11 protein-coding genes and 4 pseudogenes are annotated in these 14,394 nt (G+C 67.8%); 8 read left to right on the top strand and 7 right to left on the bottom strand.

Annotation, left to right across the window (positions count from 1 at the left end; translation table 11 throughout):
• The first annotated feature begins 3 nt into the window (after positions 1-3).
• Positions 4-174, top strand: coding sequence for a hypothetical protein (locus tag ACFVWD_RS46080; RefSeq protein WP_389604217.1), 171 nt, complete (start codon positions 4-6; stop codon positions 172-174).
• A gap of 50 nt (positions 175-224) precedes the next feature.
• Positions 225-770: pseudogene (locus ACFVWD_RS46075) on the top strand (transposase); the annotation flags it as partial.
• Positions 771-882: 112 nt separating this feature from the next.
• Here ACFVWD_RS46075 and ACFVWD_RS46070 read toward each other — a convergent pair.
• From ACFVWD_RS46070 to ACFVWD_RS46045, 6 genes and pseudogenes are all read right to left on the bottom strand, one after another.
• Positions 883-1,377 (bottom strand): annotated as a pseudogene (locus tag ACFVWD_RS46070) (transposase); the annotation flags it as partial.
• Positions 1,378-1,442: 65 nt separating this feature from the next.
• Positions 1,443-2,510, bottom strand: a complete 1,068-nt coding sequence (locus tag ACFVWD_RS46065) for a tyrosine-type recombinase/integrase (RefSeq protein ID WP_389604214.1) — start codon at positions 2,508-2,510, stop codon at positions 1,443-1,445.
• 119 nt (positions 2,511-2,629) lie between these two features.
• Positions 2,630-3,808, bottom strand: a complete 1,179-nt coding sequence (locus ACFVWD_RS46060; protein WP_389604212.1) for a hypothetical protein — start codon at positions 3,806-3,808, stop codon at positions 2,630-2,632.
• Positions 3,805-4,395, bottom strand: a complete 591-nt coding sequence (locus ACFVWD_RS46055) for an RNA polymerase sigma factor (RefSeq protein WP_389604211.1) — start codon at positions 4,393-4,395, stop codon at positions 3,805-3,807. The genes ACFVWD_RS46060 and ACFVWD_RS46055 overlap by 4 nt, the downstream gene beginning before the upstream one ends.
• Positions 4,396-4,735: 340 nt before the next feature.
• On the bottom strand, positions 4,736-7,771 hold the full coding sequence (locus ACFVWD_RS46050; RefSeq protein WP_389604209.1) for a Tn3 family transposase: 3,036 nt from the start codon (positions 7,769-7,771) through the stop codon (positions 4,736-4,738).
• Positions 7,772-7,938: 167 nt separating this feature from the next.
• Positions 7,939-8,421: a transposase gene (locus ACFVWD_RS46045; protein WP_389604208.1), complete on the bottom strand. Its 483-nt coding sequence runs from the start codon at positions 8,419-8,421 to the stop codon at positions 7,939-7,941.
• 182 nt (positions 8,422-8,603) lie between these two features.
• On the opposite strand from ACFVWD_RS46045, the gene ACFVWD_RS46040 reads away from it, so the two are divergent.
• The 3 genes and pseudogenes from ACFVWD_RS46040 to ACFVWD_RS46030 all read left to right on the top strand — a co-directional run.
• Positions 8,604-10,385 (top strand): SpoIIE family protein phosphatase, encoded by a 1,782-nt coding sequence (locus ACFVWD_RS46040; protein WP_389604206.1) that lies wholly within the window; start codon positions 8,604-8,606, stop codon positions 10,383-10,385.
• The gene (locus ACFVWD_RS46035) at positions 10,382-11,059 is read left to right on the top strand and encodes a SpoIIE family protein phosphatase (protein WP_389604204.1); all 678 of its coding nucleotides are present in this window, start codon (positions 10,382-10,384) and stop codon (positions 11,057-11,059) included. The genes ACFVWD_RS46040 and ACFVWD_RS46035 overlap by 4 nt, the downstream gene beginning before the upstream one ends.
• Before the next feature lie 9 nt (positions 11,060-11,068).
• Positions 11,069-11,170, top strand: a pseudogene (locus ACFVWD_RS46030) (IS5/IS1182 family transposase); the annotation flags it as partial.
• A 426-nt stretch (positions 11,171-11,596) separates the two neighbouring features.
• Here ACFVWD_RS46030 and ACFVWD_RS46025 read toward each other — a convergent pair.
• Complete coding sequence (locus ACFVWD_RS46025) at positions 11,597-12,460, bottom strand: hypothetical protein (protein WP_389604202.1); 864 nt, start codon at positions 12,458-12,460, stop codon at positions 11,597-11,599.
• Positions 12,461-12,701: 241 nt separating this feature from the next.
• On the opposite strand from ACFVWD_RS46025, the gene ACFVWD_RS46020 reads away from it, so the two are divergent.
• From ACFVWD_RS46020 to ACFVWD_RS46010, 3 genes and pseudogenes are all read left to right on the top strand, one after another.
• The gene (locus ACFVWD_RS46020) at positions 12,702-12,989 is read left to right on the top strand and encodes a WXG100 family type VII secretion target (protein ID WP_389604201.1); all 288 of its coding nucleotides are present in this window, start codon (positions 12,702-12,704) and stop codon (positions 12,987-12,989) included.
• On the top strand, positions 12,986-13,282 hold the full coding sequence (locus ACFVWD_RS46015; RefSeq protein WP_389604199.1) for a hypothetical protein: 297 nt from the start codon (positions 12,986-12,988) through the stop codon (positions 13,280-13,282). Before ACFVWD_RS46020 ends, ACFVWD_RS46015 begins: the two co-directional genes overlap by 4 nt.
• A gap of 138 nt (positions 13,283-13,420) precedes the next feature.
• Positions 13,421-14,239: pseudogene (locus tag ACFVWD_RS46010) on the top strand (transposase); the annotation flags it as partial.
• Between the last annotated feature and the right edge of the window lie 155 nt (positions 14,240-14,394).

Genomic DNA, 14,394 nt, shown 5'->3' with positions numbered 1-14,394 from the left:
AGCGTGATCGTCGGCGCGAAGCGTCCCGACCAGCTCACCGAGAACCTCGCCGCCGTCGACCTGGTCCTCACCCAGGAGGACCTGGCGGACCTGGATGCGGTCAGCGCAGTACCGGACCCCTATCCCGACTGGGGTCAGGGCCGGCCCGACGACCACCTGCCCCTGAAGTCCTGACGCGCACGCGCATGCGGCCGGGGTACTCGCGTTGGCAGGCCCCCGGCTGCAGGCTCGCCGGGCCCCGCTACCGGCACAGGCCGTCCTCGGTGGCCGTTTTGGCCGCCGGCCACGGACGGCAGGCGTTCGCCGAGGTCACCTGGCGGGAAGGCTCCCGCGGGCCGATGCGCTCGCGCTTTGTGGCACTGCGGGTGCGGCCGGCCGGGGTCAGGGCCCGCCGTCTGGCCCAGGCCGCCGCCACCGCCGAACACGGCCACTGGGACGGTGTCCTGCCCGAAGTGACGCTGCTGGTCGAATGGCCCGAAGACGCCCAACAACCCACCGACTACTGGCTCACAAGTCTGCCCGCGGACACCCCGCTGGCCGAACTGGTCCGCCTGGCCAAGATCCGCTGGCGCATCGAGCACGACTACCGGGAACTCAAGCACGGCCTCGGCCTGGACCACTTCGAGGGACGTTCCTGGGCCGGGTGGCATCACCACGTCACCCTGGTCACCGCCGCTCACGCGTTCCTCACCGAACAGCGCCTGGCCCCAAAAGCCGATACAGCGGACTCACCCTCTACCAGATCCTCGACGCCATCCAAGACCTGCTGAACTGCTGGACCGGCACCTGCACCACCTGCCACCGTCCCCTGCCCAGAACGTCCACCACCAGCCAGAACCCAAGAGCCAGGGCAACTTAACGGAGTCCTTAGTGCTGGGTTCCTCAAACGGTGTACACATATCGGCGCCGTAGTCGGCGGGTTGGCGGCGCGGGTCTGCCCCAGACCCAGGGGTTTGCACGGGAGTTGAGCTGGCTGGTTGCAAGGGTGGTGGCGTGCTCGATGTCGTCGCGGTTGGCGAATGACCGGCCGGCGAGGGCGGCTTTGCGGAAGATGCGCCACCAGCCTTCCTGCAGGTTGAGCCAGCACGCGCCGACGGGGATGAACGCGTGGTGGATGCGGGGATGGTCTTCGAGCCAGGTCCGGGTGGACAGGCTGTTGTGACTGGACAGGTTGGCGGTGACGATCCAGAGCTCGCCGGTCGGGTTGGCGTCTTCGATCTGTTGCAGGAACTGCTGGTAGAAGACGCTGTTGCGGGAGGAAGCGGCCATGGTGATCTGCTGGCCGTCCCGGACGCGTAAGGCCCCGTATACCCAGGTTTTCTCCGGTCCGCGGCTGTAGTCGAGTTCCGCTTTGATCCGGTGCCCATCGGGTGACCAGGTGGGTGCGGGCGGGAAGGTGGGGTGCCGGTAAGAATGCTGTCACCAGCCGCAAACGGCGGAGGTCACGTCCTGCGACGTGCGGCGGGGTCGCGTTCGGCGACGTGCCGGGCGACCGAGTCGACGCCGGGGCGGGCGTATCGCTCCAGGGAGCGGACGGAGGCGTGGCGGGAGCGGGCCAGCAGCATCGGGGTGGAGGTGCCGTCCTCAGCGTCGTGTGTCAGGGCACTGTGGCGGAGCCGGTGGAGCGTCCAGCCGTCCAGGTCCTCGATGTCCTCGGGTGAGGCGAGGGGGGTTGGCCAGCAGCGGGTGTTCTCCTCGAAGATCTCCTCAGCGCGGCGGTAGGAGAGCCGGGCCCGGCCGGTCTCCGGGCACACGTCGAGCGTCGGTGTTCCGGCCGGGGCCTTGCGGTCGGTGAGGAACAGCGGGCCGCGGGTACGGCGGGCGATGAGGCGGGGCAGTAGCTGGGCGGTGCCGGACTGCCAGTGAATCCACTCGGTCGCCCCGCCCTTGGCGGTGATCCTGCCGCGCTTGTCCTGCGGGTACAGGTCTTCCACGTTGAGGCACAGCACCTCGTCGGCCCGTGCGGCGGACTCGTAGAGCATCTTCCACTGCGTCTTCTCCCGCAGGGCGACGTCGAGGCGCCACAGGGCGGCGATCTGGTTCTCGGCGAGGGCCTTGGTGCGGTCGGGCGGTGCCGGCCGCCGCTCGATGCCGATCGTGGGATCGCCTTCGATCCAGCCCTGGCGCTGCCACCAGCCGATCGCCTTGCGCGCGATGGACAGCTCCCGGTTGACGGTGTCGGCGTCCATCTCGTCCGCCCGCGCCGCCGCCAGCTCGGCCAAGACCTCCGGCAGTGCCGGGTCGTCGATCGCGGCGACGGGGAAGACGGGTGGCTTCGCGCCTCGGCGGGCGGGTCCGGTCGGCGCCGGTTCGCCGGTGAGCATCCATCCCCATGTTGTGAGGGAGATCCGGTAGATCCGGGCGGAGGACTTCGCGATGCCCGCGCCGGTGAGGTAGCGCTCAACCGCCGTGGTGTACGACGCGGGCGGGGCGGACAGAGGTACGACCCGAGCGCGCGGCAACCGAAGTGCGCCCCCGCTCCCGAGTTCGGTCACCGGTTCGATCGTCACGCCGCCCCACCCTTCCGGTACTGCCGCAGTAAATGCGTACACCTCGCCCCGGCGGTCGGACGAATCGGCCGCAGGTCGCGGTGATCACGGTAGAGGGGCCGCCGCAGTAAATCCGGCATTTACCGCGACGGAACGATGGACTTGCCCTGTACTGCTGTGCCGGGACCTGGTCGCACCGCGAAGATGCCTGAGCCCGGAGGAACCTCCTCCGACCTGTTCCTGAGCCATTCGCGGTCGATCTCTTGCGGCCACCGAGTGGCCAATGACCAGCGCACGCCTACCAGGTCGATGCCGGCTAGGTCGAGACCGCGCAGGTCAGTCTGGGTGAAATCATCCAGAACACCGTCCAGCAGCGCTCCAGAGAGTCCCTCCGCTCCCTCCAACCCCAGGCCGCGGCCCACTGCCTGATCCAGGCAGTTAGCGAGGTCGAGGGCGAGGCCGCGGGCGAGGTCGAGGGCGCGAGCGAGGTCGACGTCGAGGGCGCGGTCGCAGAAGCGGGCGAGGTCGCGGGCGCGGCCAAGGGCGAGGTCGCGGAAGCGGGCGAGGGCGCCCTCGCGGCCGAGGTAGAGGGCGAGGTCGCGGTCGCGGGCGAGGGCGAGGTCGAGGGCATGGTCGAGGTTGAGGGGGACTGCGAGGGCGAGGACACGGGCGCGGTCGCGGGCGAGGTCAAGGGCGCTGTCGCGGTCGAGGCCGCGGGCGAGGTAGCTGTCGCGGTCAAGGTAGAGGTGGAGCTCGCGGTCGTTGTCGAGGTTGCGGGCGTAGTCACGGGCACGGTCAAGGTAGAGGTGGAGCTCGCGGTCGTTGTCGAGGTTGCGGGCGAGGTCGCGGGCGCGGTCGAGGTCGCGGGCGAGGTCACGGGCGAGGTCGAGGTCACGGGCGAGGTCGCGGGCGACATCGCGGTCGCAGGCGAGGTCGGCGGTGAGCTCTACGGCGCGTGCCAGGAGACCTCCGAAGATGCTGATCATGACGGAGGGATGCTTACGCAGGGTCAGCCGTGTCTTGGGGGGAAGAGCTTTGATCGCTTGGTCGAGCCGTTGCCGAGCGGTGTCCCGGTCGTTGCTGGTCGCGCTGTCAGCGTGGAAAGCGGGCGGCAGGATCGCAGCCAGACCTGCCTCCACGTTCAGTACCTGTCCAAGGCCGTGGACCAGGTCGTTGTGGCGTGCGTAGATCTCCACCTCGCGCAGGCCCGCCTCCACGTCCAGGAAGGGAGCGAGGCCGTCAACGAGGTCCTTTTGCTGTGCGGCGAGCCACTGGTCGACCGCTTCGTCCTCGGGCACGGATGCGGGCGTGTTGGTCACTGGTCCTCCTCCCAGGCCTTCATGTGCGAGGCGACACTGAGGCGGACCTTTCTCAGATTCCCGCGCACGGTTTCGGGAGTCAGCCCCAGCTCCTCGGCGATCTGGGACGGGGTGTAACCCGTCATGCTCCAGGCCAGGACCTGACGCTGACGCGGAGGTAGAAGCTTCAGCAGGTTCAGGAGTTCGTGCTTGCATTCCCATTCGGCCAGCTCATCCGGGCGCGGCAGCAGCGAGGCCGCCGTGTCGGGTACCTGGTCGACCGGCTCCTCCTCGACCCGGCTGAAATAGCGCACCAGTTCCCGGGAAGCGACCCTGCGTGTCCATGCTTGCGGGGACCGGATGTCGTGCCACTTGTTATAAGCCTTGATCATTGTTTCCTGAGCCAGGTCGGTCGCGCGGTCGCCGGGGGCGCCCTGCCACATCAGGAAGGCGACCAGCGTGGGCAGGAACCGCCGGTAGAACGCGGGGAACTCGGCCTGTGCCGCTCCCGTGGCGCAAGCGGGCTCCTGCGATCCGTCTGAGCGGGGCGGTACCGCTGGAGGTAAACGCGTGGAGGCGTCTGCCTCCAGCGGCTCCTGGTCGCTCACCTGTGTTCCCCTGGCCGGTCGGGTTGCTGCGGGATCGTCAGACGCAGCGTGCTGCCGTCACTGGAGACCTCTTCCAGCCGGCTCCCCCTCGGCAGGGACCGGGCGAGAGCTTCCAGGGTCTGCCGGCGCGCATGCTCCTGACGTTCCCGCCACCGTAGCCGCAGGTACTGGTTCACAGCAGCGGTCATCTGCACTCCCAGGCCTGAAGCGGCCATGAGCGCCGAAGTGACAAGCGGATCCATCCGCGCACCCTCCACTAAGGAGCCCCCTGGACGCGGACTCTTCATAGTTAAGAGGCGGCTGAGGCGCCCAGCGTGAACTCGCGCCGTGCGGAAAGGTTTTATTCGTTGTCCGTCGCGGATCGCGCGGCACGGTCCGTCGGCAGGCGAGGGCCCGGCACGGCGGGTACGGGCAGGTTCAGGCGTGCGCCCATGTCGAGGTTCACCTCGCCGTACGGGCGGACGTGGGACCAGAAGAGCGGGGTCAGGCCGCGCCGGTCGGCGGGCGTGAGGAGGTCGGCCCACTCTGGTTCGCCGAGGATGTCCTGGAGCATCAGGGTGTTCACGAAGACCAGGGCCGACTGCAAGATTCTGAGACAGAGGACGAACATCTCCTGCTCGTCGCGCCGGTTCGAGGCGATCTCCCCGCCCTTGCCGTAGGCAATCACGGAGTTCGCGCCGTTGGAGGACTCCATCACGTTCAGGCCCTCCTCGACCTCCCGCTGAAGGTCCCGAAGCCGCAGGTAGCGGGCGACGAAGATGGTCTTCTGCGCCCGGCCAACCTCCAGCATCGCTGCGTAGGTGGGGTGGGAGGCGTTGCGGGTGAAGCGGCGCAGGATCGCCTCGGTGGACGCGGTACGGGTCCGGATCGCGGTCGCGTACTTGATCATCTGGTCGTACTGCTGGGCGATGAGCTCCCAGCGGATCGGGCGGGTCAGCGCCGGGGCCAGCTGCGGGTAGGCGTCCGGCTCGCCGGCCACCGGCCGGTACAGCTTCACTTTGTTGATCCGCTTGATACGCGGCAGCAGGTCGAAGTTCAGCAGCCTAGTGATGCCAAACCCGATTTCCGACTGGCCATGCGAGTCCGTGTAGTTGGCCTCGACGTCCATGGTGGTGCCGTGCCGCATCGCGCCCTCGATCATCGCGGCGACCTCTGACGCGGTGCAGTTGATCAGCTGGGAGTGGATGGCCAGCGACTTCTTCTCCACGTGCCAGTAGATGAGCACCCCGCGGCCTCCGTAGCGCGAGTGCCACTCCGTGAAGAGGTTCTGGTCGTAGGCACGGACGTGGGTGGAGTCGGAGGCGACCGCGGTCGAGCCCTGGCCCCACAACTCGGTGCTGCGGGCGGCGAAGGTGGCGTTCGCGATCTGGATGGCGATGGCGCGAGCGGCCTCCACGGACAGGTAGCGGCGGCGTACGTAGCGCAGCTCGTCCTCGGTGTGGCCGTGGCCGCCGGACGCCACGGCCTTGATCCCGGTGTTCGTGCCGTACGCGTAGATGACCAGCAGCAGCCGTTCGGCCAGTACCTCCGGCGAGAGGCTGCCGCCGCCGGAGACGGAGGTGACCGCGTCCAGGCATCCGGTGCGCAGCACGGCTTCCTTGAGCATGTCGACGAGCGGCACGATGCCCCATCGCCTCTGTACCTCGGCCTTGATCCTGCGCAGGTTGCGCGGCTCGGGCTGGGCCTCGGCCGCCGTGAGCCGGATCGCCCCGGACTTGCGCTCGGCGATGTCCAGCCAGGACAGCTTGGGCATCTTGTCGTTGAGCAGGGTCAGCTCGGCCGTCATCTGCTCGCGCAGCTCGTCGACGAACACCGCGGCATCCAGCGGCTTGCGCAGCTCCTGGTAGTTCTCTACCCGCCGCGCCTCGAAGTCCTGCGGCAGGTCCTCGTCCGGGTTGCGCCACTTGTCGGCGCCGACCACCCAGATTTCCTTGCACTTGAGCTGATCGCGCAGGGCCTGGAAGGCGACGACCTCGTAGACCATGCGCACCACCCGGCGCCGGCCCCGCTTGTCGGTGCGGTGCACGACCTCCGCCCAGTCCCCGCCCATCGCCTTGTGGACCGGCACCGTCTCGCCCAGCGGGTAGTACGTCGTGTTCCCTGCGTTCGCATACCGGGCCACCAGCGCCAGGGCCTCGATCACCGGCCGGTGCGCGTGGTTGGAGGAACGGAACTCCAGCACGTCCAGCAGCTTGATCAGCCCGCGCCGGTAGTGGTTGGTGTACGACGCCTTCAATGTGGTCTGCACCGTCCGCCGGTAGACCGGACCGCGGGTCTTGAACTCGTGTACCAGCTCCCGCAGCGTCGCTTCGCCCCCGGACACCGCCGGGAACACGACCTGGCGGACCGTCCCCTCCGGGGCGCCGAGCGACGCCTCCGCGAGCTTGAACAGGATGTTCTCCTTGCCCGACACCTTCTTGAACGCGTTGATCAGCTGCTCGGTGACCTTCTTCTCCGCCCGCGCACCGATCCGGTGCACCGTGGAGATCAGCAGCTCCACCAGCGTGTCGGTGATCTCCCGCTCCCGCTCGTGCAGCAAGGCGGCCAGCAAGGTCACCCGCAGCGGTACCGGGTGCGTCCGCAGGTGGGAAGGCGATTCCACCGCGGCCCGCGCCCTCCAGCCAGCCACGACCTTCGGCGCGACGTCGACGAACAGATCCGGTGGCAGGCCGATCGCCCGCACCGCCAGGAGCTTGTCGATCTCGGTGAGCATCGTCTCCAGGCTCACGTTGCCCGGCGCTTCCTTGACCTTCGCCAGTACCGGCGGCGCGTCCTCGCCCTCCGTACCGCCGCCCGCGGGTCCGGCGTCATCCTGATCGGCGCCAGCCACCAGAGCCACGATCCGCTCGATGCTCTCCACCGTCATCCGGGAGGAGATCAAGGCCGTCAGCGACTCCTCGGCCGCCCGCAGGGCAGCCGCCACGATCCGGTCGCACCGGCCTGACGTGGGCGGCTCAATACTCTCCGCGCGACAGCGCACCAGCAGTTCCACCCGCACCTGCTCGGGCCTGCGCTCCTTGCGCGCGACGTGCTCAGCCAGATACGCCGTCAGCTTCTCCGCGTCCGCAACGCTGCACTCACGGAAGCCAAGGTGCTCCCGGACCTGCGCACGGTGGTACTCGACCGTACGGCCCGTCCAGTCGTAGAAACCCAGCTCCGAGGAAGGAACCTGCACCTGCCGGGCGACGAACTCCACCGCCTCACCGGGCAACTCTGCCCGGTTCCGGGGAAACCTGCCGTACTGCGTATAGAACTTCAGCAGCACGGCGAAGCCCAGTCTCGTCGCACCACGCTTGCCGGACACAAGCGCCTGCTCGTCCTTCAACAGCGTCCAGTGCTCGACGAGTTCATCCAGGTCCAACGGAGTACGAGCCACGACCGACGATCGTCCCCGCAGAGCCTCACCCACCGCAGCCGTACAGCCCAGGACTCACCCACACGGGTGACACCCTCCCAAGATCACCGCCGTTTGCGGCTGGTGACACGGTTCTTACCAGCACCCCAAGGTGCGCGGGATCACTGGCCCCAGCTCGTCGGCGCAGATCACCGTCGCGTCGTCGGGCGGGTGGGTGTAGAGGCCGATGGTCCGTGTCCTTTTGGGACGAAGTCCGGGTCCTTCGATCGCGTCCAGGACCGGGTGCGGCGCCAGCGCACGCCGTCGGCGAGCAGGATGCGGCGGACCTGCGAGCGACCCACCTCGATCCCCTCGGCCCGCGCTGCCGCGGCCAGAGAATCCAGAGTCCACTCGGGTGGCCCGGACTCGTCGAAGGCCCACAGCTCCCCGACGGGCTCCCACCTCAGCCGCCCCGGCGGCACGGTCTTGACCAGGGCGATGATCCTCGAGCGTTCCTCCTCGGTGATCCGTCGCTTGCGGCCCTGCCCGCCCAGGTCATCCAGCCCTTGCAGGCCTGAGCGGTTGAAGCGGTGCAGCCAGCACCGGACCGTTTTCTGGCTGCAGTCCAGTTCCACGGCGATCGCCGGCACCCGGAGCCCCGACCAGCTCAGCTCGATCATCCGGGATCGCATCACTGCATCCCGCGGAGCCTTCCGCGCCCGCGACAATGGGCGAACGACGGCCCGTTCGTCCTCGTCACGCCCCGGTCGCGCCCGTAAAACCATCGTCCAGCACCCGCCCCCGAGCACCGTCAACTACCCCGCCACCAGGACATATACCCAGAGAAAGAGGAACCCAGCACTAGACTGACTCCGTGAATGCGAGCGGGGCCACCGCCACAGTTCTCATCACCCCGAGTGGCACTGTTGCGGGCTGGAGCCAGGGCGCCCAGAGCCTGCTGGGATGGACCGCTGACGAGGCTGTCAGTCGTTCGGCGGACGAGCTGTTCGGCGTGGGTTTCTCACGGGCACTCGGCTGGGTTCTCGGCAAGGAGCTCAACCCCGTCCGACTGACCGTGCATGCCAAGAACGGCACGGTGGTGAATGCCGAGTTGACCGCTCACCCGTGCGAGGACCGCGGCGGGCGTCCGCTGGGCGCCTTCCTGACCGCGGCTGAGGGGGTCGGATCCCGTCAGGACCAGGCGGACTCGGAGATCGTAAGACGTGCGATGGAGCAGGCCCCTTTCCTCTGCGTGATCTTCGATCTTGATCTGCTGGGCTTGTGGACCAACACCGTCACTGCCGAGTCAGGCAACTTGAAGCAGGTGGACGAGCTGCGCGGCCATCCGCTCGACGACGCCCCGCTGTCCCGGGCGATGATCGAAAGTCTGAACGCCCGGATGCGCGAGGTGCGGCGCACCGGCGAGCCGTCGTACCTCTTCATTACCGAACGTCTTCAGGCCGAGGAACAGGCCCACCCGTGGGCCGTCAGATTCTGGCCGGTCAGGGACGACGACGGAGACCTGTGCGCGATTGCGTACTGGGGTGTCGACGTAACAGCCGAGTACGAGGCCCGTCAGCGGCTGCTGCTGCTCAGCGAGGGCACCAGCGCCATCGGCCGCACCCTGGACGTGGAGGACACAGCGCGGGAACTGGCCGAAGCGCTCGTGCCGGGATTCGCCGACTCTGCCGCTGTGGATCTATTCGCCGGCGTCTTCAGCGGTGAGGAGCCCCCGCCGGTTCCCGCCTCGGGGACGGTCCGGCTGCGCCGCGCAGCGCAGGCCCCAGTCACGGGCACCCGACCGACAGGCGCCGCCCTCGAGGCCGCCGACGTCACGACCATTGCTCCCGGATCTGCTGTGGAGGCCTGCCTTGCCAGCGGGGAGCCCCAGGTGCACCTGGCCAGCGACACGGGCCCTCGACACAGATACGCTGCAGGACCACAACTGGCTACGGAGCGGGCATGCTGGCCGCCCGGCCTGCCCGTCATCAGCGCCCAGATCCGGGAAGAGGAAGGGATTCACTCCCAGATCGTTGTTCCGCTGCAGGCCCGCGGCGCGCTGTTGGGCGTCGCGCAGTTCTCCCGCGCGGCCATTCCCGAGCCGTTCACTGCCGACGATCTCGTCCTGGCGACGGACGTGGCTGCCAATGCCGCCATCGCCATCGACAACTCGCGCCGCTACACACGGGAAAGGGCCACCGCACTCACCCTGCAACGCAGCCTGCTGCCGCAGGCCCTGCCCGAGCAGGCCGCCGTCGAGGTGGCCACCCGCTACCTGCCCGCGAGCCAAACCGGCGTTGGCGGCGACTGGTTCGACGTGATTCCCCTCTCCGGTAGCCGGGTCGCCCTGGTGGTCGGAGACGTGGTCGGACACGGTATCCACGCGGCAGCCTCCATGGGCCGACTGCGCATCGCGGTGCGTACCCTGGCCGCCGTTGACCTGCCACCCGACGAACTGCTCACCCACCTCGACGATCTCGTCATCCAGATCACCCACAGTGCGGGGGAGGGCACCACCGACGTCGACCGGAGCAATGTCGCAGACCTGGGAGCGACCTGCCTGTACGCCGTCTACGACCCCGTCACCAGCCACTGCGCGATGGCGCCACTGCCGGCCATCCGCTGCCCATCCTCGTCACACCTGGTGGCACCGTGACACCCGTCTCGGGGGCCATCGGACCACCCCTCGGCATCGGGTACCTGCCCTTCGAAGCCACCGAGCTGGAACTGCCCAAAGGGAGCACCCTGGCCCTGTTCAGTGACGGTCTGATCGAGTCCCGCCACCACGACATTGATCACGGGATGAAGGATCTGTGCCACGTTCTCGCACAACCGATGGAGAACCTGGAAGCCCTCTGCGACGCCGTTATCGGAGCGCATGTGGGCGGACGGCCCGCCGATGACGTCGCGCTGCTGATCGCTCGCACTCACGTACTGTCCCCGGGGCAGGTCGCCACCTGCGACATCCCACCAGATCCCAGCATGGTCCAACGCGCCCGGAAGTGGGTAGGTCAGCAGCTGAAGGAATGGGGCCTGACGGAGGAGGAGTTCGTCACCGAACTCGTGGTGAGCGAACTGGTCACCAATGCCATCCGGTACGGCGCCCCACCGATCCAGCTGCGCCTCATCCGCGACCGTACTCTCACCTGTGAAGTCTCCGACGGATCAAGCACCGCACCCCATCTGCGGCACGCCCGCGTATTCGACGAGGGCGGACGCGGCCTGTTGCTGGTCGCCCAGCTCACTGAGAAGTGGGGTACCCGGCACACCACCATGGGCAAGACGATCTGGTGTGAACAGATACCCGCGACCGGCGTGCCCCACGTGTGAGAGGCGTGCTTGGCCGCCACCCACCCTTCAGTCCGCAAGGTCTCGGTTGACGGCGGCCACCGCCAGCACCTCGTCGAGCACGCCGCCCGCCTCGGCATCGACATGGAAGTCGGTAGTGCAGACCTACGAATGGCTTATGTTCCACGCTGGTCCAGCTGCTGGACGGGCAGGTGGAGGACTGGCGGGGCAGGCCGTTGGTCGTCGCCTCGGTCGTCGGCTCGCGGGGAACGCTGTGCGAACTACCTCGACCTCGATAGCGGTACTACGACCATCCGCCGCTCTCTCCTGCGACCGACACCGCCTGCCCCACCCCACCCGCATACCAAGACGGGATTTGGGTGGAGCGGAGCGTAGGTGGAGACGGTCAACGGGCTCCGGATCAGGCTCGGGCAACCACTGAAGGTCGTACCTCGACCAGCAGAGGAGGCCTGCAAGAGGTGGGTCGCCCGGTGCGCGGTGTGTGAGCGAGCTCGACGCCGCGAGCCGGGCCGCCTTTTGTCTGCGTCAGCAGCAGCCGCGTGTCAGGCGCCGAGCGTTTCAGCCGAAGAAGCGAACGGACCTCACCTTGCCGAATCCGATGGCGGACAGATCCTGGACGTTCCCATTGACAACCTTTGCGTTGCCGGTGCAGTTGGGTCCGTCCCAGATCTTGAGGCCGCCGCTGGCCCGGAGCGAGCCGGAGAAGCTGACGTTCCTGCAGCCGGGCCCTGCCACTCCCTGGGAAGGGTCTCCGAAGTTCGGGTTTTGGAAGAAGGTCGCGCTGCTCGCGGGCGAAGCCTTGGGATCAGGATCAACACCGGCACCGGACTGACCGCCACCGGCCTTCTCGCCGTCCGGCTGGACGCCGAACCAGGTGCCTCCCACGCCCTGGCCGTTAGTGTCCCCGGCCTTCGTGTCCTTGTTGAAGAGGTACACGGGCCAGCCGCCAACGGTAACCTGGAAGGCACCGTCGCGCTCGATGAAGCCAATAGACGATTTGTCGATCCCGTCAAGGAAGACCTTCCCGCCACGTGCGACCAGATACGGCGGCCAAGTGGTTGCACACGCACCGCTGCAGTTGGACTTCGACGGGTCTGCTGTGTCCTTGTCGAACCGGTACAGCGTGAAGCCGGCCCCATTGACCACGACCGGATCCAGTTGTCCAGCGCGGCCTGCCGACAACTGTACCCACTTGCGGGCCACCGGCTTCTTCGCCGCCACTGCGGGTGCCGCGTCGGGCGCCAAGTCGCCCGTCTGCGCAGGCGCATTGTTCTGCTGCGCCGTGCCGTTCTGGAAGGACAGCTCGCCTGCCGCAGATGCGGATGCGCCCGCGTCGGTGGCGTCACTTCCGCTGCAAGCGGAAAGCAGAAAAACACCCACCGCCGCGAAAGAGGCCAGCGCTGTGGCTCGTGTACGGAACATCGAGAGAACCCCCGAATGCTGCTGATCGTTCCGCTCCGGACGTTCCGAAGCAGTCAGCCCCTGCTACGGATCCGCTTCCTGACGGGTTCTCAGTACATGAATCCGAGACACAGCCGTGACCAGTTTCGCGCCCTGGACCGCCTCTTCCAGAGGTGTAGAGAACCCGTCATTATTCCGCGGCGTAGTCAGGGGTGTGACGACGGTGAACGGCGTCGCGAGCCCAACGCGGAAGGAACCCCCAATGGCCGCTCCGATCAAGATCGACCAAGAGGACATCGAGGAAGCGGCGAACTGGCTGCGGAACCAGAGAGAGACGCTTCAGCAGGGGCTCCAGGAGGCCGACACCAAGATGGCAAGCGTTATCGCCGCCGCGTATAGCACGCCCGGCTCGGAGACCAGGTTCGGGCCGTACTGGAACGAGTACAACACGGGAACCAGGGACGCTATTCAGGGCCTGGAGGGCGTCAGCCAGTTCCTGTCCTCCGTCGTCCGCGCCTTTGTAGACCCAGACGACAACGCGCTGAGGTGAACGAGCTGCTCAAGAGAATCAGTGACCGGATAGAGCGGACCGCGAGCCTCGAATCCGTGGGCACCGAGAATGACGTCGGGGATTCCGGCCTCCGGATGCGGTCCGCACCTCGCCCCGAGCACCCGGGGACGCGGCCAATCGCCGACGACTGCTGGCTGGGCTGGGCGGAACAGCCTCCCGACCGCGAATCGGTGGAGGTGATCGACGGACTCGTAAACTCCGCCCGCAAGGCGGCTCGGCGGGCGCACGCCAGGGGCGTGCTCCGACTCTTCAGGGTATTCGACCTGTTCTAAGCTTGGCGTTTATCGTCTGCGGTCGCACATGGCCTCGAACTTGCTGACGCTTTCGGCTGAGTGCCTGACGTGAGGGCGGCCTTCGCCTGATCATGTGCTCCGTCACAGAGGCACTTGACCAGTACGAAGGCCGTAGCAATGAGTCTGCCGCAGCGGGATGTCCCGCGGGATGCGTTTGCCGAACTGTCATGCTTCCGGACGGAGTTCTATGCCTGCCTGACCCAGAGGCCCGATGCATTGTTCGAGCTGTGTGACGCCTTGCTGTGTGCGGACGGCCCGGTGAGGACGTTGGTCGAGCTGTCCCTGGCGCCTGAGCATCAGCGTGGGCATGGTGCGTTGTACGGCGGGCTGAACCGCGGGCATCTGGATCTGGCTCGGCTGCGCAGGGCGCTGGCGGGGCTGCCGCTTCCCCGGACGGCGGAGGGGCGGCTGGTCCTGGCGGTCGATGTCAGCAACTGACTGCGGGCGGATGCGAATACCAGCCCGGAGCGGCTGTTCTGTCACACGTACGGTCGGGGCAGGGGCTCGGCCCAGATGATCCCCGGATGGCCCTACGCCTTCGTTGCCGCTCTGGAGCCGGGTCGGACGTCGTGGACTGCCATGCTGGACGTGGTCCGGCTGTGTCCGTGGGACGACGCGATTGCCGTCACCGCCGCCCAGGTCCGGGACGTGTTCCAGCGGCTGTATGTGGCAGGCCAGTGGCAGATCGGTGACCCGCTCGTCCTGGTCGTCGTCGATGCCGGCTATGACGTGACCCGCCTCGCTTTCCTGCTCGCGGACCTGCCCGTTGAGCTGCTGGGCCGGATGCGTTCGGACCGCGTCCTGTACTTCCCGCCCCCGCCGCAGCCGGCGGGCAAACGCGGGCGCAAGCCCAAGCGCGGGGCGGAGTTCGCGTTCGAGGTTGCGGCCACTCAGCCGGTCCCGTCCGTCACCCCGGTGACCGACACCACCCACTACGCGGCGCTGGGCGCCACGCATGCGCCGTAGGCCCCTTGAGATCTCGGACAATCGAAGCTGGGTGTAGTTCCTTTCGAGGGATAGCTGAGCTGGGAAGACGCTGATTGGCATGTGGTCGGTGCTGTCGTACTTCTACCGTGGCAGGGTGGAGGTGG

Source organism: Streptomyces sp. NPDC058086, from assembly GCF_042885015.1.
Lineage (GTDB): Bacteria > Actinomycetota > Actinomycetes > Streptomycetales > Streptomycetaceae > Streptomyces.
Note: the sequence above shows the minus strand (reverse complement) of the source record. Positions and strands in the feature narration are given on the sequence as shown.